At 53.7% G+C, this 24,426-nt stretch carries 25 protein-coding genes and 1 pseudogene; 15 read left to right on the top strand and 11 right to left on the bottom strand.

Translation table 11 applies throughout. The annotated features are described in order from the left end of the window. The first annotated feature begins 1 nt into the window (after window position 1). The 6 genes from trpCF (at window position 2) to G7090_RS12940 (ending at window position 5,333) form a co-directional block, all read left to right on the top strand. Window positions 2–1,360 (top strand): bifunctional indole-3-glycerol-phosphate synthase TrpC/phosphoribosylanthranilate isomerase TrpF, encoded by a 1,359-nt coding sequence (gene trpCF / locus G7090_RS12915; RefSeq protein WP_166182697.1) that lies wholly within the window; start codon window positions 2–4, stop codon window positions 1,358–1,360. A 10-nt stretch (window positions 1,361–1,370) separates the two neighbouring features. Further along, window positions 1,371–2,564: a tryptophan synthase subunit beta gene (trpB, locus tag G7090_RS12920; RefSeq protein ID WP_166182698.1), complete on the top strand. Its 1,194-nt coding sequence runs from the start codon at window positions 1,371–1,373 to the stop codon at window positions 2,562–2,564. Further along, window positions 2,564–3,373, top strand: a complete 810-nt coding sequence (gene trpA / locus G7090_RS12925) for a tryptophan synthase subunit alpha (RefSeq protein ID WP_166182699.1) — start codon at window positions 2,564–2,566, stop codon at window positions 3,371–3,373. The genes trpB and trpA overlap by 1 nt, the downstream gene beginning before the upstream one ends. 156 nt (window positions 3,374–3,529) lie before the next feature. Continuing rightward, window positions 3,530–4,741, top strand: a complete 1,212-nt coding sequence (gene yedE, locus G7090_RS12930) for a selenium metabolism membrane protein YedE/FdhT (RefSeq protein ID WP_166182700.1) — start codon at window positions 3,530–3,532, stop codon at window positions 4,739–4,741. Further along, on the top strand, window positions 4,738–4,971 hold the full coding sequence (gene yedF, locus G7090_RS12935) for a sulfurtransferase-like selenium metabolism protein YedF (RefSeq protein ID WP_039030671.1): 234 nt from the start codon (window positions 4,738–4,740) through the stop codon (window positions 4,969–4,971). The genes yedE and yedF overlap by 4 nt, the downstream gene beginning before the upstream one ends. Window positions 4,972–5,060: 89 nt before the next feature. Then, complete coding sequence (locus G7090_RS12940; protein WP_103179906.1) at window positions 5,061–5,333, top strand: YqjD family protein; 273 nt, start codon at window positions 5,061–5,063, stop codon at window positions 5,331–5,333. Between the two features lie 30 nt (window positions 5,334–5,363). On the opposite strand, the gene ompW is transcribed toward G7090_RS12940, so the two are convergent. Continuing rightward, on the bottom strand, window positions 5,364–5,996 hold the full coding sequence (gene ompW / locus G7090_RS12945; protein WP_166182701.1) for an outer membrane protein OmpW: 633 nt from the start codon (window positions 5,994–5,996) through the stop codon (window positions 5,364–5,366). Between the two features lie 225 nt (window positions 5,997–6,221). On the opposite strand from ompW, the pseudogene G7090_RS12950 reads away from it, so the two are divergent. The 4 genes and pseudogenes from G7090_RS12950 to yciA all read left to right on the top strand — a co-directional run. Continuing rightward, window positions 6,222–6,311: pseudogene (locus G7090_RS12950) on the top strand (YkgJ family cysteine cluster protein); the annotation flags it as partial. A 25-nt stretch (window positions 6,312–6,336) separates the two neighbouring features. Next, complete coding sequence (locus tag G7090_RS12955; protein ID WP_106993172.1) at window positions 6,337–7,080, top strand: YciC family protein; 744 nt, start codon at window positions 6,337–6,339, stop codon at window positions 7,078–7,080. Window positions 7,081–7,136: 56 nt separating this feature from the next. Next, on the top strand, window positions 7,137–7,676 hold the full coding sequence (locus G7090_RS12960) for a septation protein A (RefSeq protein WP_106993173.1): 540 nt from the start codon (window positions 7,137–7,139) through the stop codon (window positions 7,674–7,676). Window positions 7,677–7,781: 105 nt separating this feature from the next. Continuing rightward, complete coding sequence (gene yciA, locus G7090_RS12965; protein ID WP_106993174.1) at window positions 7,782–8,177, top strand: acyl-CoA thioester hydrolase YciA; 396 nt, start codon at window positions 7,782–7,784, stop codon at window positions 8,175–8,177. Window positions 8,178–8,219: 42 nt separating this feature from the next. Here the strand turns inward: yciA and tonB are convergent, their stop codons facing one another. Further along, window positions 8,220–8,951 carry a TonB system transport protein TonB gene (gene tonB / locus G7090_RS12970; RefSeq protein ID WP_166185311.1) on the bottom strand — a complete coding sequence of 244 codons (732 nt, stop codon included), beginning with the start codon at window positions 8,949–8,951 and terminating at the stop codon, window positions 8,220–8,222. 221 nt (window positions 8,952–9,172) lie between these two features. Between tonB and G7090_RS12975 the strand changes: the two genes are divergently transcribed. Next, window positions 9,173–9,469, top strand: a complete 297-nt coding sequence (locus tag G7090_RS12975) for a YciI family protein (protein ID WP_032611245.1) — start codon at window positions 9,173–9,175, stop codon at window positions 9,467–9,469. A 35-nt stretch (window positions 9,470–9,504) separates the two neighbouring features. On the opposite strand, the gene leuE is transcribed toward G7090_RS12975, so the two are convergent. Both leuE and G7090_RS12985 read right to left on the bottom strand, forming a co-directional pair. Further along, on the bottom strand, window positions 9,505–10,140 hold the full coding sequence (leuE, locus tag G7090_RS12980; RefSeq protein WP_166182702.1) for a leucine efflux protein LeuE: 636 nt from the start codon (window positions 10,138–10,140) through the stop codon (window positions 9,505–9,507). 70 nt (window positions 10,141–10,210) lie between these two features. Further along, a complete protein-coding gene (locus G7090_RS12985) occupies window positions 10,211–10,384 on the bottom strand; it encodes a YciY family protein (RefSeq protein WP_146145509.1) in 174 nt (57 codons plus the stop codon). Window positions 10,385–10,526: 142 nt separating this feature from the next. On the opposite strand from G7090_RS12985, the gene cls reads away from it, so the two are divergent. Continuing rightward, complete coding sequence (gene cls / locus G7090_RS12990; RefSeq protein ID WP_106993177.1) at window positions 10,527–11,987, top strand: cardiolipin synthase; 1,461 nt, start codon at window positions 10,527–10,529, stop codon at window positions 11,985–11,987. 37 nt (window positions 11,988–12,024) lie between these two features. Continuing rightward, window positions 12,025–12,354 (top strand): HI1450 family dsDNA-mimic protein, encoded by a 330-nt coding sequence (locus tag G7090_RS12995; protein ID WP_032611249.1) that lies wholly within the window; start codon window positions 12,025–12,027, stop codon window positions 12,352–12,354. Window positions 12,355–12,397: 43 nt separating this feature from the next. On the opposite strand, the gene oppF is transcribed toward G7090_RS12995, so the two are convergent. The 6 genes from oppF to G7090_RS13025 form a co-directional block, all read right to left on the bottom strand. After that, window positions 12,398–13,402, bottom strand: coding sequence for a murein tripeptide/oligopeptide ABC transporter ATP-binding protein OppF (gene oppF, locus G7090_RS13000; RefSeq protein WP_106993178.1), 1,005 nt, complete (start codon window positions 13,400–13,402; stop codon window positions 12,398–12,400). Further along, window positions 13,399–14,412, bottom strand: a complete 1,014-nt coding sequence (locus tag G7090_RS13005; protein WP_166182703.1) for an ABC transporter ATP-binding protein — start codon at window positions 14,410–14,412, stop codon at window positions 13,399–13,401. The genes oppF and G7090_RS13005 overlap by 4 nt, the downstream gene beginning before the upstream one ends. An 11-nt stretch (window positions 14,413–14,423) precedes the next feature. Further along, window positions 14,424–15,332 carry an oligopeptide ABC transporter permease OppC gene (oppC, locus tag G7090_RS13010; RefSeq protein ID WP_166182704.1) on the bottom strand — a complete coding sequence of 303 codons (909 nt, stop codon included), beginning with the start codon at window positions 15,330–15,332 and terminating at the stop codon, window positions 14,424–14,426. A gap of 14 nt (window positions 15,333–15,346) precedes the next feature. Further along, window positions 15,347–16,267, bottom strand: coding sequence for an oligopeptide ABC transporter permease OppB (oppB, locus tag G7090_RS13015; protein ID WP_106993181.1), 921 nt, complete (start codon window positions 16,265–16,267; stop codon window positions 15,347–15,349). Between the two features lie 85 nt (window positions 16,268–16,352). Continuing rightward, window positions 16,353–17,984 carry an oligopeptide ABC transporter substrate-binding protein OppA gene (gene oppA / locus G7090_RS13020; protein ID WP_106993182.1) on the bottom strand — a complete coding sequence of 544 codons (1,632 nt, stop codon included), beginning with the start codon at window positions 17,982–17,984 and terminating at the stop codon, window positions 16,353–16,355. Window positions 17,985–18,758: 774 nt separating this feature from the next. Beyond that, the gene (locus tag G7090_RS13025; protein WP_166185316.1) at window positions 18,759–19,406 is read right to left on the bottom strand and encodes a YchE family NAAT transporter; all 648 of its coding nucleotides are present in this window, start codon (window positions 19,404–19,406) and stop codon (window positions 18,759–18,761) included. Window positions 19,407–19,882: 476 nt separating this feature from the next. Between G7090_RS13025 and adhE the strand changes: the two genes are divergently transcribed. After that, the gene (adhE, locus tag G7090_RS13030; protein ID WP_106993185.1) at window positions 19,883–22,564 is read left to right on the top strand and encodes a bifunctional acetaldehyde-CoA/alcohol dehydrogenase; all 2,682 of its coding nucleotides are present in this window, start codon (window positions 19,883–19,885) and stop codon (window positions 22,562–22,564) included. 87 nt (window positions 22,565–22,651) lie between these two features. On the opposite strand, the gene tdk is transcribed toward adhE, so the two are convergent. Then, window positions 22,652–23,266 (bottom strand): thymidine kinase, encoded by a 615-nt coding sequence (gene tdk / locus G7090_RS13035; protein ID WP_166182705.1) that lies wholly within the window; start codon window positions 23,264–23,266, stop codon window positions 22,652–22,654. A gap of 549 nt (window positions 23,267–23,815) precedes the next feature. Between tdk and hns the strand changes: the two genes are divergently transcribed. Continuing rightward, window positions 23,816–24,229, top strand: a complete 414-nt coding sequence (gene hns / locus G7090_RS13040) for a histone-like nucleoid-structuring protein H-NS (RefSeq protein WP_106993187.1) — start codon at window positions 23,816–23,818, stop codon at window positions 24,227–24,229. Window positions 24,230–24,426: the final 197 nt, after the last annotated feature.

The raw sequence follows: 24,426 nt of genomic DNA on the forward strand, positions 1-24,426 counted from the left end.
AATGCAGACCGTATTAGCGAAAATCGTTGCCGATAAGGCCATCTGGGTTGAAGCGCGTAAAGAGCAGCAGCCGCTCGCCAGTTTCCAGAATGAGGTGGTACCGAGCAGCCGTCGTTTTTATGATGCCCTGCGGGGCGCGCGCACCGCGTTTATCCTGGAGTGCAAAAAAGCCTCCCCGTCAAAAGGGGTGATCCGCGACGATTTTGACCCGGCCCAGATCGCCGCCATCTACAAGCACCACGCGTCGGCTATTTCGGTGCTGACCGATGAGAAGTACTTCCAGGGCAGCTTTGATTTTCTGCCGATCGTCAGCGGGATCGCTCCGCAGCCGATTTTGTGCAAAGATTTTATTATCGACCCGTATCAAATCTGGCTGGCACGTTTTTATCAGGCCGATGCCTGCCTGCTGATGCTCTCGGTGCTGGACGACGAGCTGTACCGCCAGCTCGCCGCGGTAGCGCACAGCCTGAACATGGGCGTGCTGACCGAAGTGAGCAACGAAGAGGAGCTGGAGCGCGCCATCGCCCTGGAGGCGAAAGTGGTCGGTATTAATAACCGCGACCTGCGCGATCTCTCCATCGACCTCAACCGCACCCGTCAACTGGCGCCGCGTCTGGGCGCAGGCGTGACGGTGATCAGCGAGTCCGGCATCAACAGTTATGCTCAGGTTCGCGAGTTGAGCCACTTCGCCAACGGCTTCCTGATTGGCTCCGCCATGATGGAGCAGGCCGATCTCAGCGCGGCGGTGCGTCGCGTTCTGCTGGGTGAGAACAAAGTGTGTGGCCTGACGCGTCCTCAGGATGCCGCCGCGGCCCATGAAGCGGGCGCGATTTACGGCGGGCTGATTTTTGTTGAGTCCTCCCCGCGCAACGTCAGCGAAACCCAGGCGCGCGAAGTGATTGCCGCCGCCCCACTGCAGTACGTGGGCGTGTTCCGCAATGCCACTCTTGAAAAGGTGGCGGCCACGGCAGAGGCGCTTTCTCTCGCCGCCGTTCAGCTGCACGGCAGTGAAGATCAGGCCTATATCGATGCCCTGCGCGCCGCGCTGAACCCGCAGGTGCAAATCTGGAAAGCGCTGAGCGTGACCGGTACCCTACCGCCGCGCACGCTGCACCATGTCGATAAATATGTTCTGGATAACGGCCAGGGCGGAACCGGGCAGCGTTTTGACTGGTCGCTGCTCAATGGTGAGAAGCTGGACAACGTCCTGCTCGCCGGGGGTTTAGGCCCGGATAACTGCGTTGAAGCCGCTAAAGCGGGCTGCGCAGGTCTCGATTTCAATTCAGGCGTTGAGTCGCAGCCGGGCATCAAAGATGCCAGCAAGCTGGCTTCGGTGTTCAAAACGCTGCGTGCATATTAAGGAAGAGAAGATGACCACATTATTAAACCCTTACTTTGGCGAATTCGGCGGCATGTATGTGCCGCAGATCCTGATGCCCGCCCTGCGCCAGCTGGAAGAGGCGTTCGTGAGCGCGCAAAAAGATCCGCTCTTCCAGGCTGAGTTTACCGACCTGCTGAAAAACTACGCCGGTCGTCCGACGGCCCTGACCAAATGTCGCAACCTGACCGAGGGCACTAACACCACGCTCTATCTGAAGCGTGAAGATCTGCTCCACGGCGGCGCGCATAAAACCAACCAGGTGCTGGGTCAGGCCCTGCTGGCAAAACGGATGGGTAAAACCGAAATCATCGCCGAAACCGGTGCCGGTCAGCACGGCGTGGCGTCGGCGCTGGCCAGTGCCCTGCTGGGCCTGAAATGCCGCATCTACATGGGGGCAAAAGACGTTGAACGTCAGTCCCCGAACGTGTTCCGTATGCGTCTGATGGGCGCGGAAGTGATTCCGGTGCACAGCGGCTCGGCCACCCTGAAAGATGCCTGTAACGAGGCGCTGCGCGACTGGTCCGGTAACTATGAAAATGCCCACTATATGCTGGGTACCGCCGCAGGCCCGCACCCGTTCCCGACCATCGTGCGTGAATTCCAGCGCATGATCGGCGAAGAGACCAAAGCGCAGATCCTTGAAAAAGAGGGGCGTCTGCCGGATGCGGTTATCGCCTGCGTAGGTGGCGGCTCTAACGCCATCGGCATGTTTGCTGACTTCATCGACGACGCCAACGTGGGGCTGATTGGTGTGGAACCAGCCGGTCACGGGATTGAAACCGGTGAACACGGTGCACCGCTGAAGCATGGCCGCGTCGGCATCTACTTTGGCATGAAGGCGCCGATGATGCAGACCGACGAAGGGCAGATTGAGGAGTCGTACTCCATCTCTGCCGGGCTCGACTTCCCGTCCGTTGGGCCGCAGCACGCCCACCTGAACAGCATTGGTCGCGCCGAATATGTATCGATCACCGATGACGAAGCGCTGGAAGCCTTCAAAACTCTGTGCCGTAAAGAGGGGATCATTCCAGCTCTGGAGTCCTCTCACGCCCTGGCTCATGCCCTGAAAATGATCAAAGACAACCCGGAAAAAGAGCAGCTGCTGGTGGTGAACCTTTCCGGTCGCGGCGATAAAGACATCTTCACCGTTCACGATATTCTGAAAGCACGAGGGGAAATTTGATGGAACGTTACGATAACGTGTTTGCTGAGCTGAAAGCCCGCAAGGAAGGCGCCTTTGTTCCCTTCGTTACCCTGGGGGATCCCTCTCCTGAGCAGTCGCTGAAAATTATCGATACCCTGATCGAAGCGGGGGCCGATGCGCTGGAGCTGGGCATTCCCTTCTCTGACCCACTGGCCGACGGCCCGACCATCCAGGCCGCTACCCTGCGCGCCTTTGCCGCGGGCGTGACCCCGACGCAGTGCTTCGAAATGCTGGCCACCATTCGTCAGAAATACCCGACCATTCCCATCGGGCTGCTGATGTACGCCAACCTGGTGTTTAACCGCGGCATCGACGAGTTCTACGCCGAGTGCGCCCGCGTGGGGGTGGATTCAGTTCTGGTGGCCGATGTTCCTGTAGAGGAGTCGGCACCGTTCCGCCAGGCGGCGATGCGTTATAACGTCGCGCCGATCTTTATCTGTCCGCCGAACGCTGACGACGAACTGCTGCGCCAGATCGCCTCTCATGGTCGCGGCTATACCTACCTGCTGTCGCGCGCCGGTGTAACGGGGGCGGAGAACAAAGCTGCGCTGCCGCTGCATCATCTGGTCGAGAAACTGACGGAGTATCATGCCGCTCCGCCGCTGCAGGGCTTTGGTATCTCCGCGCCGGAGCAGGTCTCTGCCGCGCTGGGTGCCGGTGCTGCCGGGGCGATCTCCGGTTCGGCAATCGTGAAAATTATCGAAAACAATGTCGATAAGCCTGAGCAGATGCTGAGCGAGCTGAAAACGTTTGCCAGTGCCATGAAAGCGGCAACCCGTCCGCAGTAATGACATCGCCGTCTGGTTTTGCCAGACGGCTTTCCATATAAATTGATCCCTTCGAGCTTTAGCGCATTTAACGCTTTTCAAACCCGTTTCCCGGTGTATTATCCCCTCGTCTTTTAAGGCTTCCTCCTTAATCCTTCTGAGTTCAGAGGTTTATCTATGTCGTGGCAATACTTTAAACAGGCTTATTTAATTAAGTTCTGGTCCCCCGTTCCTGCCGTTATTGCTGCAGGGATCCTCTCCACCTACTACTTCGGCATCACCGGCACCTTCTGGGCCGTTACTGGCGAATTCACCCGCTGGGGCGGTCAGCTGCTGCAGCTGGCGGGCGTTCACACCGAAGAGTGGGGCTACTTCAAACTGATCCACCTTGAAGGTACCCCGCTCACCCGTATCGACGGCATGATGATCATTGGCATGTTCGGCGGCTGTTTTGCTGCCGCGCTGTGGGCCAACAATGTCAAACTGCGTATGCCGCACAGCCGGGTCCGCATCGCCCAGGCAGTGGTCGGTGGCATTATCGCCGGGTTTGGCGCACGTCTGGCGATGGGCTGTAACCTGGCCGCCTTCTTTACCGGGATCCCCCAGTTCTCCCTGCACGCCTGGTTCTTTGCCCTGGCCACCGCCGTAGGCTCGTACTTTGGCGCTCGCTTTACGCTGCTGCCCCTGTTCCGTATTCCGATCAAAATGCAAAAGGTGAGCGCCGCTTCGCCATTAACCCAGAAGCCGGAACAGGCGCGCCGCCGCTTTCGTCTGGGGATGCTGGTCTTCTTCGGCATGCTGGCCTGGGCACTCTGTACCGCGCTGGATCAGCCTAAACTGGGGCTGGCGATGCTGTTCGGCGTCGGCTTTGGCCTGCTGATTGAACGGGCGCAGATCTGCTTTACCTCGGCGTTTCGCGATATGTGGATCACCGGACGCACGATGATGGCCAAAGCGATCATCGCCGGGATGGCGGTGAGTGCTATCGGCATTTTCAGCTACGTCCAGCTGGGTGTGGCACCCAAGATCATGTGGGCAGGCCCGAACGCCATCATCGGCGGGCTGTTGTTTGGCTTCGGGATTGTGCTGGCCGGCGGGTGCGAGACGGGCTGGATGTACCGCGCGGTGGAAGGTCAGGTCCACTACTGGTGGGTCGGTCTGGGTAACGTGATTGGCTCCACCCTGCTGGCCTTTTACTGGGATGATTTCGCACCGGCGCTGGCGACCAACTGGGACAAGGTCAATCTTCTCACCACCTTTGGTCCACTGGGTGGGTTGCTGGTGACCTACCTTTTGCTGTTGATCGCCTTTTTACTGGTGCTGGCGCAGGAGAAACGCTTCTTCCGTCGCGCTGCCGTGAAAACTGAAATTCGTGAGGAAGCCGTATGAAAGAGATTGTTCCCGACTATCGCCTCGATATGGTGGGCGAACCTTGTCCTTACCCTGCCGTGGCTACCCTTGAAGCGATGCCGCAGCTGAAGAAAGGCGAGATCCTGGAGGTGGTCAGCGACTGTCCGCAATCCATCAACAATATTCCGCTGGATGCCAAAAACCACGGTTATACGGTGCTGGATATTCAGCAGGACGGACCGACTATCCGCTATCTCATCCAGAAATAATGACAGCGTAGCGCCAGGTAATAATCCCATTTTCTTCAGGATATCTCTATTGGGTCTATGCTTTACATTGACTACAAAAGGAGAACGTTATGTCAGACCAAAATCTTGATAATGATGCACAATACGCAGGTGAAAAAGCGAAGAACAAACTGGATGAATTTGCCGGTGCTGCACAGCAGCAGTTTGGCGAGGCCGTTGATTCGCCTAAACATCAGTTGAAGGGTGCCGGGCGCAAATATGCTGCACAGGCCAGCGACGTGGTGACTGATGTGACCGATGCCGTTAAAAATAACCCGCTCACCGGCCTTATTGCCGCAGGTGCGGTGGGTATTGTCCTCGGCCTGTTACTGGGTCGTAAATAGTAAAAAAGGCCCTTCGGGGCCTTTTTACTTTCAGAAACGGTATCCCGCCGAGAACATAAACACCCACGGATCCAGACGGGTGCTGATATTTTGCTGTTGATCCCCCGCCTTAAAGCGCACCTCGGTGTCGATATCCATGTACCAGACTGACATGTTAATCAGCCAGTCACGGTTGATAAGGTAATCCAGCCCCGCCTGCCCCGCTACGCCCCAGGAATCTTTCAGACTCAGGTCAGAAAGGCCCGCCTCTTTACCGGTATCGTTAAACTTCTCATCAAAGAAGGTGGTGTAGTTGACCCCGGCACCAATATAGGGGCGAAGCTTGCTACCGGCGTCGCCGAAATACCACTGGGCCATCAGGGTGGGTGGCAGATGATGAACCGTGGCGATGTCCCCGGTCGGGCCCGTCCCTACCTTGTGACGAAACGGCGTAGCCGCCAGCAGTTCTACGCCGACGTTGTCGGTGGCCATCCAGGTAAAGGTCATCCCGGCCTGGGTATTGTTACTGACGTTAAACCCGCCCAACCCCAGCACATTATCCGAACCTTCTGTGGGACGAACCGTGGCGGTTCCCAGGCGGAAAAAGAACTCGCCTGCTTCGTGGGCCACGGCGCCACCGGAAAACGTGCTCAGAATCAATGCTGCAACCACTGCTTTTTTCATATCCATTCCCTCGTTATGGTTTTATTGAGGAACGGAATATACCCACAAATGATTAATAAGTGATCCAACAGAGATCACACTAGATTCAGCAATTTAACATTCATTGATCTAAATTAATTTTTTTAACCCTACGCAAAAATTGGTAGTGGCTATCTGGATCAATTTTGCCTTTTCGGGCAAACCCTGCGCAGCGGCATAACCACCGCGCAAAATTACAGCGATGCATTACGGGCGCTTTACAAAGATATGCTTTTCCATACAAGGCTTGATACTGCCACCAGGCAGTTATCCAGGGTACAATTGCCCGCTAATTAACATCTGCAATACTCAAGGAGAGTGCATGTCTATCACGGCGAAGTCTGTCTACCGTGACACGGGGAATTTCTTCCGCAATCAGTTCGTTACTTTTTTACTGATCGCCTTGTTGTGCGCATTAATCACGGTGGTACTTGGTCATGCCTTTTCGCCGAGTGAGGAGCAGATAGCCAGCCTGAGTGAAGGCGATCCCGTCACCAGCAGCGTCGGGCTGTTTGAGATGGTGCAAAATATGTCCCCGGAGCAGCAGCAGATCCTGTTGCGTGCCTCTGCGGCGACCACCTTTTCCGGATTGATTGGCAATGCCATTCTGGCGGGTGGCGTACTGTTAATGATCCAACTGGTCTCGGCCGGGCAACGCGTCAGCGCCCTGCGGGCGATTGGCGCCAGCGCGCCACTGCTGCCGAAACTGTTTATCCTGATCTTTTTAACCACCATGCTGGTGCAATTAGGGATTATGCTGGTCGTGGTGCCGGGGGTGCTGTTAGCGATTGTGCTCGCCTTCGCGCCGATTATGGTGGTGCAGGACAGAATGGGCATTTTTGTCGCCATGCGTAGCAGCATTCGGCTGGCATGGTCTAATATGCGTCTGGTTGCCCCGGCGGTGATGAGCTGGCTGCTGGCTAAAACCCTGCTCCTGCTGTTTGCCCCGAACCTGGCCGTCCTGACCCCGAACGTCGGTGCCGTGGTGGCGAATACGGTGAGCAACCTGATCTCAGCGGTCTTGCTGGTCTATTTGTTCCGCCTGTATACGTTAATTCGCCAGTAATTTTTCTGATGGTCCGGGCACCACGCCCGGGTCGTCGCAGATGATGGACTCGAAGAATGAAGCAGTTTCTTGATTTTTTACCCCTGGTTGTCTTTTTTGCCTTCTACAAACTGTATGACATCTACGCGGCCACCACCGCCCTGATCGTCGCTACTGCGGTGGTGCTGATCTACAGCTGGGTGCGCTACCGTAAGGTCGAAAAAATGGCCTTGATCACCTTCGTGCTGGTGGCCTTTTTCGGTGGCCTGACCGTCTTTTTCCACAACGATGAGTTCATCAAGTGGAAAGTGACCGTTATCTACGTGCTGTTTGCCGGTGCCCTGCTGTTCAGCCAGTGGGTAATGAAAAAGCCGCTTATTCAGCGCATGCTGGGTAAAGAGCTGGCCCTGCCGCAGAGCGTCTGGTCGCGCCTGAACGTTGCCTGGGCGGTGTTCTTTATTCTCTGTGGCCTGGCGAATATCTATATCGCCTTCTGGCTGCCGCAGAATATCTGGGTCAACTTCAAAGTGTTTGGTCTGACTGCCTTGACGCTGATTTTCACCCTGCTGAGCGGGATCTACATCTACCGCCACATGCCGCAGGACGACAAGCAGTAATCTCCCCCGCCAGGCTCAATAAGCCTGGCGTTTTCTTCTGTTCTCTCCGGCTGTAAATCATAGTAGCATCCCGCCTGAAGTCCTCCGTAATGAGTAGAGTCCATAATGACAACAACGAACGCCCCGCAGGGCGAACTGGTTTTACGCACACTTGCAATGCCCGCCGATACCAATGCGAACGGCGATATTTTTGGCGGCTGGCTGATGTCGCAGATGGATATGGGTGGGGCGATCCTCGCCAAAGAGATTGCTCAGGGTCGCGTGGTGACGGTCCGGGTCGATGGCATGACGTTTCTGCGCCCTGTCGCGGTCGGTGATGTGGTGTGTTGCTACGCGCGTTGCGTGAAGCGTGGAAATACGTCAGTGTCGATCAACATTGAGGTGTGGGTGAAAAAGGTCTCTTCTGAGCCTATCGGCCAGCGTTATAAAGCGACCGAAGCGCTGTTTATCTATGTCGCGGTGGATAACGACGGGAAACCGCGTCCTCTGCCGCAGGTCTGACAATCAGGCCAAAAAAAAGCCTCCATCCGGAGGCTTTTTTTATTATTCCATCTGTGCCCCGCCGTTGAGGCGGAAAACGATATTCACAATCAGCCCGCGGCCTGGCTTACCGGCTTCGTATCGCCATTTACGCATCGCGGTTTTCACATCCCGCTCAAACATATTCGACGGCTGCGCGGAGAGGATTTCGACATTATCCACTCGCCCGTCTGCGGTCACGTCAAACTTCACACGGACACGCCCTTCAATGCGTAATGCCTGCGCTCGCGCCGGATAAACCGGCTGGTTACGACTCAGCGCACGCGGACCAGAAGGGGCCGCCGCAACCGGCTTAGCGGTGGCCGGGGACGAGTTCATCACCGGGCGAGTCGGGGCAGCTCTTTCAACCGGTTGAGTAGTGCGAGGCTCGACCGGGCGCTCTTCACGCTTCGGACGCTCTTCCACCTTTTTCACCGGTTTTGGTTTCGGCTTCGGTTTTGGCTTAGGCTTGGGCTCCGGTTTCGGGATCACTACCGGCACTTCTTTAGGCGGTTCAGGAACGATTTCAGGTTCCGGTTCCGGCTCGGGTTCTGCGACAGGTTCCGGTGGTGGCGCTACCTGTACGGGCTCCAGCTCCGCAGGCGTCACCATGGTCACAGAAATCGGCTGCGCGGGCGCTGGCATTTCAATAACCTGATGTACCGATGTGTAAAGCAGACCCGCAACGACGGCGCCATGAATTGCGACGGACAACAGCGTCGGCCAGGGAAAGCGGCGAGGTAATTCAAGGGTCATTGAAGTCATAATCGTTTCAGTTAAAAAGCCAGGCCCTGATTTTAAATGCAAATAGCAATCATATTCAATAAGCCAGTTAAACTTCGCCTGAATAAAGCGTCCGGCAGGCGAAAAAAGGCACGCAGTGCGCAGGGTTTTAACAATGTGGCTATCTTTACATTGCAGTCCCCTGCACTTTCACATAACGTAATTCACACTTTTAATGGTTAAGGAGCTCCGCTGTGCTTTATGTGATTTTTGCTGCAGATGTTGCTGATTCTCTGGAAAAACGCCTCTCCGTGCGCCCTGCCCATCTGGCACGCTTACAGCTGCTGCATGACGAAGGCAGATTACTGACTGCAGGGCCAATGCCTGCCGTCGACAGCAACGATCCGGGTGCGGCCGGCTTTACCGGCTCGACGGTGATTGCCGAGTTTGAATCACTCGAAGCGGCGCAGGCCTGGGCGCAGGACGACCCGTATGTGGCGGCTGGCGTATATGATAACGTCGTGGTGAAGCCGTTTAAAAAAGTTTTCTAGGATAAAAAAAGGCTCCTTATCAGGAGCCTTTCTTGTCAGTGCAGCGACGCCAGCCGCGCCGCGAATCCAACGAACAACAAACCGATCAAACCATTTCCCAGCTTCGCCAGTTTCTTTTTGGTTTTCAGGTAGCGTGTGACAAATGCTCCGGAGAAAATCAGGAAGCTCATATAGATAAAGCTGATGACCTCCAGCGTGATCGCGAGGATCATAAACGCCACGCCGGTGTTGTTAGCCTGTACGTCGATAAACTGCACAAAGAACGAGACATAAAACAGGATCGCTTTCGGATTGGTCATACTCAGCACCAGCGAGCGTTTCATGATGGTTTTTGCCGGTTCGATACCGCCCGCTTCGCCCTGCTGTTTATGCCGGATCACCGACCAGAGCATCTTCCCGCCCAACCATAACAGGTAGAACGCCCCGAGATAGCGAACCACATTAAACAGTATTGGGGTAGTCTGAATCAGCGCCGCGACCCCGGCCCAGGCGAGAAACATCAGCACCGCATCACCGATAAACACGCCGCTGGCCGCCAGATAGCCTTTCTTGACGCCATGACCAATGCCGGTTTTTAGGACAAACAGGGTATTGGGACCCGGAACCAGAACAATGAAAATGGCTCCAACAACATAGGTCCAGAAATTAAGCACACCAAAATCCGCAAACACTTCATCCTCCTTTTCGAAATAGCGAATCTTTAAAAAACATCGGGCACCTCAGAGGGTGCCCTTGTGTCATTCAGTAATCCTGAACGGCGAACAGTAACGCATTGCGATGACGGTTCGTACTGCATTTTCTGATGGCGTGGATACGCATATTACGGCGGGATTGTGCTTCCAGCCAACGCGCTTTGCGACGACCTGTCTGTCGCAACATGCGCCAGCGCCCTACTTCTGTTCTACTGCGCTTCATGTTAACAACTCTTCCTAAAACAGAGCGCTCATTATAGACCCTTGCCTGCGGCAAACCAGTGCTTTTATCTGGCGTTTTTATTTGCCAGAAAAATCCTGACGCGTAAACTCTTAACAATACGCTTTCAAAAGGATTTTTTATTATGACAACCTTCTACACCGTGGTGAGTTGGCTGCTCATTCTGGGATACTGGCTGATCATCGCAGGGGTAACATTACGCATCCTGATGAAGCGCAGAGCCGTTCCTTCCGCCATGGCATGGTTGTTGATTATTTTTATCCTGCCGCTGGTCGGCATCATCGCGTACTTATCCTTTGGCGAACTTCACCTCGGTAAACGACGCGCGGAACGCGCCCGCGCCATGTGGCCCTCAACGGCCAAATGGCTCAACGATCTCAAATCCTGCAAACATATCTTTGCCGAAGAGAACAGCGACGTCGCAGCGTCCCTGTTTCAGCTCTGCGAGCGCCGCCAGGGCATTGCGGGCGTCAAAGGCAATCAGCTCCAGCTGATGACCACCTCCGATGACGTGATGAATGCCCTGATCCGCGATATTCAGCTGGCACGCCATAACATCGAGATGGTGTTTTACATCTGGCAGCCGGGCGGGATGGCCGATCAGGTCGCGGAATCCCTGATGGCCGCCGCACGCCGGGGGATTCACTGCCGTCTGATGCTCGATTCCGCCGGTAGCGTGACCTTTTTTCGCAGCAACTGGGCGTCGATGATGCGCAATGCCGGGGTGGAGGTGGTCGAAGCCTTAAAAGTAAATCTGCTGCGTGTGTTCCTGCGCCGGATGGACCTGCGCCAGCACCGTAAAATGGTGCTGATCGACAACTACATTGCCTATACCGGCAGTATGAACATGGTGGACCCGCGCTTCTTTAAACAGGACGCCGGCGTCGGCCAGTGGGTTGATCTGATGGCGCGCATGGAGGGCCCGGTCGCCACCGCGATGGGGGTTGTCTACTCCTGCGACTGGGAGATCGAAACCGGCAAGCGCATTCTGCCCCCGCCGCCTGATGCCAACATCATGCCGTTTGAGCAGGCCAGCGGGCATACCATCCACACCATTGCCTCTGGTCCGGGCTTCCCGGAAGATCTGATTCACCAGGCGCTGCTCACCGCGGCCTATTCCGCCCGCGAATATCTGATCATGACCACCCCCTACTTCGTGCCGAGCGACGATCTGCTGCACGCCATCTGTACCGCCGCCCAGCGCGGGGTGGATGTCAGCATCATTCTGCCGCGCAAGAACGATTCGGTACTGGTGGGCTGGGCCAGCCGGGCCTTCTTCAGCGAACTGCTGGCCGCCGGGGTGAAGATTTACCAGTTTGAAGGTGGCCTGCTGCACACCAAAAGCGTGCTGGTGGATGGCGAGCTTAGCCTGGTGGGGACAGTTAACCTGGATATGCGCAGCCTGTGGCTCAATTTTGAGATCACCCTGGTGATTGATGACGCCGGTTTTGGCGCTGATTTGGCCGCGGTGCAGGACGACTATATCTCCCGCTCCCGCTTGCTGGACGCGCGGTTGTGGGTGAAAAGACCGCTGTGGCAGCGAATTACCGAACGACTGTTTTACTTCTTTAGTCCGTTGCTGTAAAACGTGCCCAACCAACGATGTTAAACAGGTAGTCATCATGGAAATGGATCTGAACAATCGCCTGACCGAAGACGAAACGCTCGAGCAGGCCTACGATATCTTCCTCGAACTGGCCGTCGATAATCTCGATCCGGCGGACGTGATTCTCTTTAATCTGCAGTTTGAAGAGCGTGGCGGTGCCGAGCTGTTCGACCCGTCTGAAGACTGGGCCGAGCATGTCGATTATGACCTGAACCCGGACTTCTTCGCAGAAGTGGTGATTGGTCTGGCCGATACCGACGGCGGTGAGATTAACGACATCTTTGCCCGCGTCCTGCTGTGTCGCGAGAAAGACCACAAGCTGTGCCACATCCTCTGGCGCGAATAAAAAAAGGCTGCGAATGCAGCCTTTTTTATTACCTGTTATCCGTTCAGAGCGGGTCAACCTTCAGGCAGGAGACCGCATGGCGGAAACTGCCTTCCAGCACCGGGCGCGTTTTCGCACACTCCGGCCCGGCAATCGGGCAGCGGGTACGGAACACACAGCCGGACGGCGGATTGATCGGCGACGGCAGCTCTCCTTCCAGAAGCTGAATCTGTTTATTCTTCTCCAGATCCGGATCGGGCACCGGCACCGCAGACATCAGGGCTTTGGTGTAAGGGTGCAGCGGGTTGTGGTACACCTCATCATAGGTGCCCAGCTCTACCGCATGGCCGAGATACATCACCAGCACGCGATCGGAGATATGCTTCACTACCGCCAGATCGTGGGCGATAAAGATCAGCGACAGGCCCATCTCACGCTGCAGTTTTTGCAGCAGGTTCACTACCTGCGCCTGAATCGACACGTCCAGCGCGGAGACCGGTTCGTCACAGATAATCAGTTTCGGCTCAAGGATCAGCGCGCGGGCAATCCCGATACGTTGACACTGGCCGCCTGAGAACTCGTGCGGGTAACGGTTGATGAGGTTCGGCAGCAGGCCCACTTTCATCATCATCGCTTTGACGCGATCGCGCACTTCAGTCCGCGGCATCTTAGGATGATAGGTGCGCAGCGGCTCGGCAATGATCTCCCCGATGGTCATACGCGGGTTCAGGGAGGCCAGCGGATCCTGGAAAATCATCTGGATGTCGCTACGCACGGCGCGCCATTCGTCAGGCTTCATCCCCAGTAGATCTTTGCCCAGCCAGGCCACTTTACCGTCGGTGGCTTTCACCAGGCCAATAATCGCGCGGGCAAAGGTCGATTTACCGCAGCCCGACTCGCCCACCACGCCCAGGGTCTCCCCTTCGTACAGACGCAGGGTGACGCCGTCCACGGCTTTCAGGGTTTTTGCCGGCTGCCAGAACCACTGCTTGCCATCTTTAATGTCAAAGTGGACTTTCAGATCCGCGATTTCGAGCAGGACATTACGTTTTTCGTCGATGACAGTCATACCAGCTCCTCGTACGGCTTAAAGCAGGCACGCAGACGGCCTGGGGCAAACTCTTCCAGCGGTGGCGCGGTGTTGCAGATCTCCATCGCATGCGGGCAGCGCGGCTGGAACGGACAGCCTTTCGGCAGACGCAGCAGGTTCGGCGGGTTGCCCGGGATGGTCAGCAGCGCCTCGCCTTCCGCATCCAGACGCGGGACAGCATTCAGCAGGCCGATAGAGTACGGGTGCGCCGGGTTGTAGAACACGTCGCGCGCTCTGCCGTACTCCATGGTACGACCGGCATACATCACCAGTACCTTGTCACAGATCCCGGCGACCACGCCCAGATCGTGGGTGATCATGATGATGGCGGTATTGAACTCACGCTTCAGCTCGTTCAGCAGGGTCATGATCTGTGCCTGAACGGTTACGTCCAGCGCGGTAGTGGGTTCATCGGCAATCAGCAGTTTTGGTCGGCACAGCAGGGCCATGGCGATCATCACACGCTGGCGCATCCCGCCGGAAAACTCATGCGGGAACATGCGCATGCGCTTACGCGCTTCCGGCATTTTCACCGCATCCAGCATTTTGACCGACTCTTCAAAAGCTTCGGCTTTGCCCAGCCCTTTGTGCAGCATCAGAACTTCCATCAGCTGCTCACCCACACGCATGTACGGGTTGAGGGAGGTCATCGGATCCTGGAAAATCATCGAGATCTGCTCGGCGCGCAGCTTGTTCAGCTCGTTTTCCGGCAGGTTGAGGATCTCTCTGCCGTTAAAGGTCGCAGACCCTCCGATGACGCCGTTTTGCGCCAGTAGGCCCATCAGCGCGAAGGCCGTCTGGGATTTACCGGAACCGGATTCACCCACGATCCCCAGCGTCTCACCGGCCCGCAGGCTGAAGTTGAGGTCGTTTACCGCGGTTACATCGCCATCCGGCGTTTTAAAGGTGACGCGCAGATCTTTCACATCCAGCAGGGCATTGCCCAGCTGATGGGTTTGTGGCGCAGATGCCGTTTCAATAATGGTCATGGCGGCGCTCCTTAACGGTCTTTCGGGTCGAGGGCATCACGCAGGCCATCGCCGATAAAGTTGAAACAAAACAGTGTCACGACCAGGAACCCTGCCGGGAACAGCAGCAGCCACGGTGAAACTTCCATCGAGTTCGCGCCATCACTCAACAGCGCACCCCAGCTGCTCAACGGCTCCTGGGTACCCAGGCCGAGGAAGCTGAGGAAGGATTCGAACAGGATCATGCTCGGCACCAGCAGGGAGGCGTACACCACTACCACACCCAGCACGTTCGGCACGATATGACGGACCACGATATTGCCGGTAGAGACCCCACCGACCTGCGCCGCTTCGATGAACTCTTTGCGCTTCAGGCTCAGGGTCTGGCCGCGCACGATACGCGCCATATCCAGCCAGGAGACCATGCCGATAGCGACAAAGATCAACAGGATGTTCTGGCCGAAGAAGGTCACCAGCAGGATCACGAAGAACATGAACGGGAAGGAGTTGAGGATCTCAAGGATACGCATCATCACCGAATCCACTTTACCGCCGAGATAGCCGGAGAGCGATCCGTACAGGGTGCCCAGAATCACCGCCACGAAGGCTGCGGCGATCCCCACCATCAACGAGATTCGCCCGCCGATGGCGACACGCACCAGCAGGTCACGCCCGGAGGAGTCGGTACCAAAGTAGTGGCCCGATTCGCTATCCGGAGCGCTGGACATCATGCCCCAGTCAGTATCGAAGTAGCTGAACTGCGACAGCATCGGCGCTAAGGTCACAAACAGGGCAATAATCACCAGCACAATCAGGCTGGCAACCGCCGCGCGGTTGTGCATAAAGCGACGGCGGGCATCCTGCCAGAGACTGCGTCCTTCGACTTCCAGTTTTTCACTGAAGTTTTCCAGCGCCTCGCTATTTTTCTTACTTAACATCATGGCGAGCTCCAGTGTCAGTAGCGGATTTTCGGATCGATGACGGCATACAGCACATCAACAATCGCGTTAAAGAAAATGGTCAACGCACCGACGAGGATGGTCAGACTCAATACCAGGGAGTAGTCGCGGTTCAGGGCGCCGTTAACAAACAGCTGGCCGATACCCGGCAGACCATAAATGGTTTCGATAACCATTGAACCGGTAATGATACCGACGAACGCCGGGCCTAAATAAGAGAGAACCGGCAATAACGCAGGTTTTAATGCGTGACGGAAAATAATCCGACGCATCGGCAGCCCTTTGGCACGCGCGGTACGAATGAAGTTTGAGTGCAAAATTTCAATCATCGAACCACGGGTGATACGCGCAATGCTGGCAATATAGGCCAGTGACAGCGCCACCATCGGCAGGATCATGTACTGCAGCGCCCCGCCATTCCAGCCGCCGCCGGGCAACCACTTCAGGGTGATAGCAAATATCATGACCAGCAAGGGCGCGACGACAAAACTCGGTATGACGACCCCGGTCATTGCCACCCCCATAACGGCGTAGTCCCATTTGGTATTTTGATTCAGCGCGGCTATTACACCCGCCGTAACGCCAAGAATGACGGCCAGTAAAAATGCCGCGGCGCCTAATTTAGCCGAAACGGGGAAGCTGGACGCCACCAGATCGTTTACGGAATAGTCTTTATATTTGAATGACGGTCCAAAATCGCCGTGCGCCAGCTGCTTCAGATAATTGAAATACTGGGTGGAGATCGGATCGTTTAAATGGTATTTCGCTTCGATATTCGCCATCACTTCTGGCGGCAGCGTACGTTCGCCGGTAAATGGACTACCCGGTGCGAGACGCATCATAAAGAAGGAGATCGTTATGAGAATAAATAGCGTTGGAATCGCTTCAAGACAGCGACGTAGGATAAATTTCAACATTGCCCGTACCTTCTGGCGTGTGCCTATATAATATTACGATGAGTAGACACCGTGGGGCGAGCACTGCCCGCCCCACTCATTGCCATTAATGCTTGATGATATACAAGTTTTTAACGTAGATATTATCCATCGGGTCTTTACCGGTATAACCACCTACCCACGGTTTCACCAGACGGGCGTTCACGTAGTAGTAAACCGGCACGATCGCAGAGTCTTTATCGAGCTGCTGTTCTGCTTTCGAATACAGCTCAGCGCGCTGCGCTTCGTCAGTGACTTTCAGGGTATCGCCGATCAGCTTATCGAACTCTGCGCTCTTATAGTGCGCGGTGTTGTTCGAGCTGTCGCTCAGCATGGTGTTCAGGAAGGAAGTTGGTTCGTTATAGTCCGCACACCAGCCTGCACGCGCTACATCAAAGGTGCCCTGATGGCGGCTGTCCAGGAAGGTTTTCCACTCCTGGTTTTCCAGCTTCACGTTCGCACCCAGGTTTTTCTTCCAGATGGAGGAGACGGCGATAGCCAGTTTTTTATGCAGATCGGAGGTGTTGTACAGCAGGCTGAAGGTCAGCGGCTTGTCAGCGGTATACCCGGCTTCGGCCAGCAGTTTCTTCGCTTCAGCATTACGCTGTTCCTGGGTCATTTTGAACCATTCTGGCTCGGTCAGCTTCGCGCCATCGGTGTACGGCGGGGTGTAGCTGTAAGCCGGCAGGTCGCCCTGGTTTTTCACTTTATTGACGATGATATCGCGATCCAGTGCCAGCTTCAGCGCGGTACGCACGCGAACGTCGGTGAATGGCGCTTTCTGGTTGTTGATTTCGTAATAATAAGTACACAGATACGGGTCAACGTGAACTTCAGCCGGGATCTCTTTTTTCAGCTTCTGGAACAGTTCGATCGGCATGTTGTTATAGGTCATGTCGATTTCGCCGCTGCGGTAGCGGTTAACGTCTGTCACTTCAGAAGCGATTGGCAGGTAGGTAACCTGGTTGATAACGGTTTTCGCGTTATCCCAGTAGTTGGTATTACGCTCGAGGTCGATACGTTCGTTAACCACCCAGGCTTTCAGCTTGTAGGCGCCGTTGGTAACGATATTGGCAGGCTGGGTCCACTTCTCGCCGAATTTTTCAACCGCTGCTTTTGGAACAGGGGAAACGGACGGGTGCACCAGCAGCTTGTAGAAATACGGAACTGGCTCGCTCAGGGTTACTTCGAAGGTATGGTCATCAATGGCTTTTACGCCGAGGTCGGTAATCGGTTTTTTGGCGGTGATGATGTCATCGATATTGGCGATATGGCCATACTGCAGATAGCTCGCATATGGAGAGGCGGTATTTGGATCCGCCAGGCGCTGCCAGCTATAAACGAAATCTTGTGCGGTAACCGGGGAACCATCAGACCATTTTGCGTCTTTACGCAGGTGGAAGGTCCAGACTTTGAAGTCTTTGTTTTCCCATTTTTCAGCAACCCCGGCAACCGGGTGGCCGTCTACGTCAGTGACCAGCAGACCTTCGAACAGGTCGCGGTTAACGTTAGACTCCGGTACACCTTCAATTTTGTGCGGATCCAGAGACTGAACCTCAGCACCGTTGTTACGCACCAGCGTTTGCTTCTCCGCCAGCTGAACCCCAGCAGGTACGTCAGCAGCCATTGCAACGTTGCCCGCGATTAGCGCAGTTAAAATCCCCGCCGCGACCAGACTTTTTTTTGTGATGATGGACATTGTGTTGGTACTCCACTCTTTATAATTACTGGTTTTTTACCAGCCTGTTTAATTCCCCTTTTTTGGGGTTCCCTGACAACGTAGGAGTTTATGCTGCTGTCAGGCGTTTTTTACTTCTCGCTATCACCGACTTTACTATTACTAACGGCTCGTCTGGCCGCCTTGCGTCGATTCTTAACAGGCCTCCCCTGTCGAGGCCCGTCTTAATTCTTTTAGATCAGAATCGTTAATGAAAAAGATTCTCATCTAAAAGATTTCTGCGGAAAATATAAGGCCGGAAAGTACCAAATGGCTTTCCCGGGTGCCAATACATTTTGCAAATTTGTTAACCAATTCTCTTTTACGGAACTTACCGTTATGTTGTGGGCTACCCTGCCGCGCATCAAAAGCGGATAAAATCTTCGCTTTTCAATGGGATGTAGAAAGTGTGCTCGACGATGGCGTCGCGGTGCTGGAGACGAGGCGTTGTTTGTACAAAAAATTAACAACTGTCTATTATTTAGCACATTCATCTAATTCATTCATCAAATTACTAATATCATCTCAGTTATCCCGCAGCAAGCCCCAGAGTATCGTGTGAGTAAAATAACAGTCTTATTGCGCGGAATGTGACCAGTGCTGTGTCGGGGTGGGAGACAAGTGGTTGATAGTTAACAAAACAAAATTATTAGTAAAATTTATTATAGTTAAAGCGATTTTCAACTTTCATTATATGATTTGCTGATAATGACAAAAAAAACGGCGCCACTGGCGCCGCTCTTTCATTTGAAATCGTCAACTCAATAAGCCCGGAAATATTGATTTCAGCCCGGTGACAATAAATTCAATCCCCAGTGCCATCAGCAGCAGACCCATAATACGGGTGATAACGTTAATGCCGGTCTGGCCAAGGAGTCGCACCAACCAGGGCGCAATGCGGAACACACCCCAACAGCAGAATGCAAACAGCGCTATGGCGATGGAGAAGCCAATCAGATGCATCAGGCTGTGGTAGCGCGTTCCCCAGACGATGGTGGAACTGATCGCCCCGGGACCCGCCATTAATGGCAGCGCCAGCGGTACCACGCCGATACTTTCCCGGATGGCGGTCTCTGACTTTTCTTGCTTGTTTTGTTTATCCTCGCCCAGCTTGCCGCTAATCATCGACATCGCGATGGTTACCACCAGGATCCCGCCGGCAATCCGGAATGAATCGATAGAGATGCCAAAAATCTGCAATATAGAGTCGCCAAGATAGAGAGAGGTCAGCAGGATGATAGCGACCGACAGGTTCGCCGTCAGGTTGGTCTTATTCCTGGCAAGCGCGGTTTGATAGCTGGTCATACTAATAAAGACGGGAATTATGCCCACCGGGTTGACCAGCGCGAACAGACCAATAAAAAACTTGAAATAAGTTGGAAAATCAAAGAGCGATAGGCTCACTGTTAGCTCCGCTGATAAGCAAGACTGAAGATAAAGAATGGCAACGCCAATAACCGCGCAGAAGATACGCTTTTTACGCATGCACTTCATCACAATATTGTGAATTATAGTGGTTTGACGCTGTAAAATATTTGTGTACTAAATGCATACCTGTGGTTCAATTGCTTTTGCAATTATTTAACATCGTTGGCAATGCCCCAAAATACCCCTGCTGAAAGGTATCAGCTTATGGATAAATTGATACAGATCATGTTTTCCGTACTCAGAAGTGAGTAATCTTGATTACGCCACCACGGAGATTCAGTATCTGAACCCAGGCTACTGATGGGAGGCTCTTTTAGTAAATCAGGGGTACGATAAAAACGTTAACACCTTGTTTTTATGTAAGTTAAGCAAGTGGCAATGGCGCTGACTATACTGTTTTCGTGTCGAGCAGCTGATTTACTAAAAGAGTTTAACATTATCAGGAGAGCATTATGGCTGTTACTAATGTCGCAGAGCTTAACGCACTTGTAGAGCGCGTAAAAAAAGCCCAGCGTGAATATGCCAATTTCACCCAAGAACAGGTTGATAAAATCTTCCGCGCCGCCGCTCTGGCTGCTGCAGATGCTCGAATCCCTCTCGCTAAAATGGCCGTTGCCGAATCCGGCATGGGTATCATTGAAGATAAAGTGATCAAAAACCACTTTGCTTCTGAGTATATCTACAACGCCTATAAAGATGAGAAGACTTGTGGCGTCTTGTCTGAAGATGACACTTTCGGTACCATCACAATTGCAGAGCCTATCGGCATCATCTGCGGTATCGTTCCTACTACCAACCCAACGTCTACTGCTATCTTCAAATCGCTCATCAGCCTGAAGACGCGTAACGCAATCATTTTCTCTCCACATCCACGTGCTAAAGATGCGACCAACAAAGCGGCCGATATCGTTCTGCAAGCGGCGATCGCTGCAGGTGCACCGAAAGACCTGATCGGCTGGATCGATCAACCTTCTGTGGAGCTGTCTAACGCACTGATGCACCACCCTGACATTAACCTGATCCTTGCGACCGGTGGTCCAGGCATGGTTAAAGCCGCTTATAGCTCCGGTAAACCGGCTATCGGCGTAGGTGCAGGTAACACCCCGGTTGTTATCGACGAAACTGCCGATATCAAACGTGCTGTTGCATCGGTACTGATGTCTAAAACCTTCGATAACGGCGTTATCTGTGCTTCTGAGCAGTCTGTCGTCGTTGTTGACTCCGTATACGATGCCGTTCGCGAACGTTTCGCCAGCCACGGCGGCTACCTGCTGCAAGGCCAGGAACTGAAAGCCGTTCAGGACATCCTCCTGAAAAATGGCGCACTGAACGCGGCTATCGTGGGTCAGCCAGCGTATAAAATCGCTGAACTGGCAGGCTTCTCCGTACCGGTAACCACCAAGATCCTGATTGGTGAAGTGACCGATGTTGATGAAAGCGAGCCGTTTGCTCACGAGAAACTCTCTCCGACGCTGGCCATGTACCGTGCGAAAGATTTCGACGACGCGGTCATCAAAGCAGAGAAACTGGTTGCCATGGGCGGTATCGGTCATACCTCATGCCTGTACACCGACCAGGACAACCAGCCGGAGCGTGTAGCGCACTTCGGTCAGATGATGAAAACTGCACGTATCCTGATTAACACCCCTGCTTCTCAGGGTGGTATCGGTGACCTGTATAACTTTAAGCTCGCGCCTTCCCTGACTCTGGGTTGTGGTTCATGGGGTGGTAACTCCATCTCTGAGAACGTTGGTCCTAAGCACCTGATCAACAAGAAAACCGTTGCTAAGCGAGCTGAAAACATGTTGTGGCATAAACTTCCGAAATCTATCTACTTCCGCCGTGGCTCCCTGCCAATCGCGCTGGATGAAGTGATTACTGATGGCCACAAACGTGCGCTCATCGTGACTGACCGTTTCCTCTTCAACAATGGCTATGCAGACCAGATTACCTCTGTGCTGAAAGCAGCTGGCGTAGAAGTGGACGTGTTCTTCGAAGTTGAAGCTGACCCAACCCTGTCCGTTGTTCGTAAAGGCGCAGAGCTGGCGAACTCCTTCAAACCAGACGTCATTATCGCCCTGGGCGGCGGCTCCCCAATGGATGCAGCCAAAATCATGTGGGTAATGTACGAGCATCCGGAAACGCACTTCGAAGAACTGGCGCTGCGCTTTATGGATATTCGTAAACGTATCTACAAGTTCCCGAAAATGGGTGTGAAAGCAAAAATGGTTGCGATCACCACCACGTCTGGTACCGGTTCTGAAGTCACGCCGTTTGCCGTTGTAACCGACGATGCTACCGGCCAGAAATACCCGCTGGCAGACTATGCCCTGACTCCGGACATGGCAGTGGTTGATGCCAACCTGGTGATGGATATGCCGAAATCACTCTGTGCGTTCGGTGGTCTGGATGCGGTAACTCACGCCCTGGAAGCTTACGTTTCCGTGCTGGCATCTGAGTTCTCTGACGGTCAGGCTCTGCAGGCGCTGAAACTGCTGAAAGAGAACCTGCCAGCCTCTTACAACGAAGGTTCTAAGAACCCGGTTGCTCGTGAGCGCGTTCACAGTGCTGCCACCATCGCAGGTATCGCGTTTGCTAACGCCTTCCTGGGTGTGTGTCACTCCATGGCGCACAAACTGGGCTCCCAGTTCCACATTCCGCACGGCCTGGCAAACGCCCTGCTGATTGGCAACGTTATCCGTTACAACGCGAACGATAACCCAACCAAACAGACTGCTTTCAGCCAGTACGACCGTCCGCAGGCGCGTCGTCGCTACGCAGAAATTGCTGACCACCTGGGCCTGAGCGCACCTGGCGATCGCACTGCCGCGAAGATTGAGAAACTGCTGGCATGGCTGGATAGCATTAAAGCTGAACTGGGTATTCCGAAGTCTATTCGCGAAGCTGGTGTTCAGGAAGCAGACTTCCTGGCGCACGTAGACAAGCTGTCTGAAGATGCCTTTGATGACCAGTGTACTGGTGCGAACCCGCGCTACCCGCTGATCGCAGAGCTGAAACAGATCCTGCTGGATACCTACTACGGTCGTGAATACTCCGAAGGCGTATCTGCACCCGCAGCACCGGTTGTAGAAGTGCCGGTGAAAGCTGATAAGAAAGCGAAGAAAAGCGCTTAATTAACTGCTTAATAAAAAACCCGCTCCGGCGGGTTTTTTTATGTTTGTTATACAGAGTGAACAGAGAGAGGAAATGAAATAGCGTCGTTAACGACGACAGGCTTCCTGAATGGCCGTCAGAGAGCCCACAACCAGCGCCTCTTTATAATGCTTACGGCAGACTGAGACATAGCGTTCATTGCCGCCAATCACCACCTGTTCACCTTCCGCATAGGGTTTGCCCGCCTGATCCAGGCGCAGCACCATACTCGCTTTACGGCCGCAGAAACAGATAGTTTTCAATTCAACCAGTTTATCCGACCAGGCCAGTAAATACTGGCTGCCAATAAACAGTTCACCGCGGAAATCAGTACGCAGGCCATAACAGAGCACCGGAATATCCAGCTCGTCGACCACCTCGGACAACTCATGCACCTGCTGGCGGGTTAAAAACTGGCTCTCATCCACCAGCACACAATGTATAGCCTGACTGGCAACCTCTGCGCGGATCTCGTCCAGCAGATTGGTTTGCGGGTTATATAGCTTTGCCGGCGACGAGAGACCAATTCGCGAGCTAACCTTTCCGCTACCAAAACGGTCATCGATCTCTGCGGTGTAAACGAGGGTCTGCATCCCGCGCTCCTGGTAATTGTAGGAGGATTGCAGTAATGCGGTCGACTTACCTGCGTTCATTGCTGAATAGTAGAAATACAGTTGTGCCATTGGCCGTTAAACCCTAATCAATGTGTATTATTACCGATGCGCGATTGTACCATATTTTGTCTGGTCTTCCGTGCTGCAGCGCGCTTTGCAGGCGGTGCGGAACATTTTAACCGGTGAAGGGATATACACCAGACGGTGATAAAGACCGGTAAAAACATGAATTACAGTACGGTTTTAAAAACGGTAAGTTCAGGAAAAATCTGTTATTTTAATGTCGTTACGGGGTCAAAATTGAAGCCGGAATAATTAACAGTTTCAGCGGGCAACCCTGTTTTCGGCACTAATACAAAAGGTTGATATTTATCCGCAGTAACAATAATCCCGAAGAAAATTACTCTCAAAAGATGCGTTCCCCGTCAGGTTTACAACGCATCTTTTGATAACACAGCCCTCTTTTGGCCACGGAAATTTAAGTTAGCGTTATTAATAATAATGCCAAATATTAGGCGTTTTTTGAATTCCTTACATTCTGACCTATTGCATATATCAATTTATGCCTCTATTATTACTTCAACAAACCCCCCACATTATAAGTTTGAGATTACTACAATGAGCGAAGCACTTAAAATTCTGAACAACATCCGTACTCTTCGTGCCCAGGCGAGAGAATGTACTCTGGAAACGCTTGAAGAAATGCTGGAGAAATTAGAAGTCGTTGTAAACGAGCGCCGTGAAGAAGAAAATGCCGCGGCTGCTGAAATCGAAGAGCGTACGCGTAAACTGCAGCAATATCGTGAAATGCTGATCGCTGATGGTATTGATCCAAACGAATTGCTGAACAGCATGGCTGCTGCTAAAACAGGCACCAAAGCTAAACGCGCTGCGCGTCCAGCTAAATATAGCTACATCGATGAGAACGGCGAATCTAAAACCTGGACCGGCCAGGGTCGTACTCCAGCTGTTATCAAGAAAGCGATGGAAGAAGAAGGCAAACAACTGGACGACTTCCTGATTAAGGAATAAGTCAGAGAGTTATCAGAAAAATCCCGCTTAATGCGGGATTTTTTATGCCTGTATTTTATACGGCGTGACATTCCGTTACATACTGTCATATATAACTCAGGCGATGCTATTCACCTGCTCCCGAGCGGCCAGGCTGAAAAGACGCATAAAAAAACCGGTGATAGCCATGCTGTCACCGGTTTTTGCTTAACGCATTA

Source organism: Leclercia sp. 29361 (genome assembly GCF_011290365.1).
Classification (GTDB): Bacteria; Pseudomonadota; Gammaproteobacteria; order Enterobacterales; family Enterobacteriaceae; genus Enterobacter; species Enterobacter tamurae.

Coding starts and splice junctions, on each gene's coding strand:
- tonB (WP_166185311.1), bottom strand. CDS start 8,951: ATGACCCTTGAATTACCTCGCCGCTTTCCCTGGCCGACGCTGTTGTCC.
- cls (WP_106993177.1), top strand. CDS start 10,527: ATGACAACCTTCTACACCGTGGTGAGTTGGCTGCTCATTCTGGGATAC.
- trpA (WP_166182699.1), top strand. CDS start 2,564: ATGGAACGTTACGATAACGTGTTTGCTGAGCTGAAAGCCCGCAAGGAA.
- hns (WP_106993187.1), top strand. CDS start 23,816: ATGAGCGAAGCACTTAAAATTCTGAACAACATCCGTACTCTTCGTGCC.
- ompW (WP_166182701.1), bottom strand. CDS start 5,996: ATGAAAAAAGCAGTGGTTGCAGCATTGATTCTGAGCACGTTTTCCGGT.
- G7090_RS13005 (WP_166182703.1), bottom strand. CDS start 14,412: ATGACCATTATTGAAACGGCATCTGCGCCACAAACCCATCAGCTGGGC.
- trpB (WP_166182698.1), top strand. CDS start 1,371: ATGACCACATTATTAAACCCTTACTTTGGCGAATTCGGCGGCATGTAT.
- yciA (WP_106993174.1), top strand. CDS start 7,782: ATGACAACAACGAACGCCCCGCAGGGCGAACTGGTTTTACGCACACTT.
- G7090_RS12955 (WP_106993172.1), top strand. CDS start 6,337: ATGTCTATCACGGCGAAGTCTGTCTACCGTGACACGGGGAATTTCTTC.
- adhE (WP_106993185.1), top strand. CDS start 19,883: ATGGCTGTTACTAATGTCGCAGAGCTTAACGCACTTGTAGAGCGCGTA.
- G7090_RS12940 (WP_103179906.1), top strand. CDS start 5,061: ATGTCAGACCAAAATCTTGATAATGATGCACAATACGCAGGTGAAAAA.
- G7090_RS12995 (WP_032611249.1), top strand. CDS start 12,025: ATGGAAATGGATCTGAACAATCGCCTGACCGAAGACGAAACGCTCGAG.
- yedE (WP_166182700.1), top strand. CDS start 3,530: ATGTCGTGGCAATACTTTAAACAGGCTTATTTAATTAAGTTCTGGTCC.
- oppC (WP_166182704.1), bottom strand. CDS start 15,332: ATGATGTTAAGTAAGAAAAATAGCGAGGCGCTGGAAAACTTCAGTGAA.
- G7090_RS12985 (WP_146145509.1), bottom strand. CDS start 10,384: ATGAAGCGCAGTAGAACAGAAGTAGGGCGCTGGCGCATGTTGCGACAG.
- oppA (WP_106993182.1), bottom strand. CDS start 17,984: ATGTCCATCATCACAAAAAAAAGTCTGGTCGCGGCGGGGATTTTAACT.
- tdk (WP_166182705.1), bottom strand. CDS start 23,266: ATGGCACAACTGTATTTCTACTATTCAGCAATGAACGCAGGTAAGTCG.
- yedF (WP_039030671.1), top strand. CDS start 4,738: ATGAAAGAGATTGTTCCCGACTATCGCCTCGATATGGTGGGCGAACCT.
- trpCF (WP_166182697.1), top strand. CDS start 2: ATGCAGACCGTATTAGCGAAAATCGTTGCCGATAAGGCCATCTGGGTT.
- G7090_RS12960 (WP_106993173.1), top strand. CDS start 7,137: ATGAAGCAGTTTCTTGATTTTTTACCCCTGGTTGTCTTTTTTGCCTTC.
- oppF (WP_106993178.1), bottom strand. CDS start 13,402: ATGACTGTCATCGACGAAAAACGTAATGTCCTGCTCGAAATCGCGGAT.
- oppB (WP_106993181.1), bottom strand. CDS start 16,267: ATGTTGAAATTTATCCTACGTCGCTGTCTTGAAGCGATTCCAACGCTA.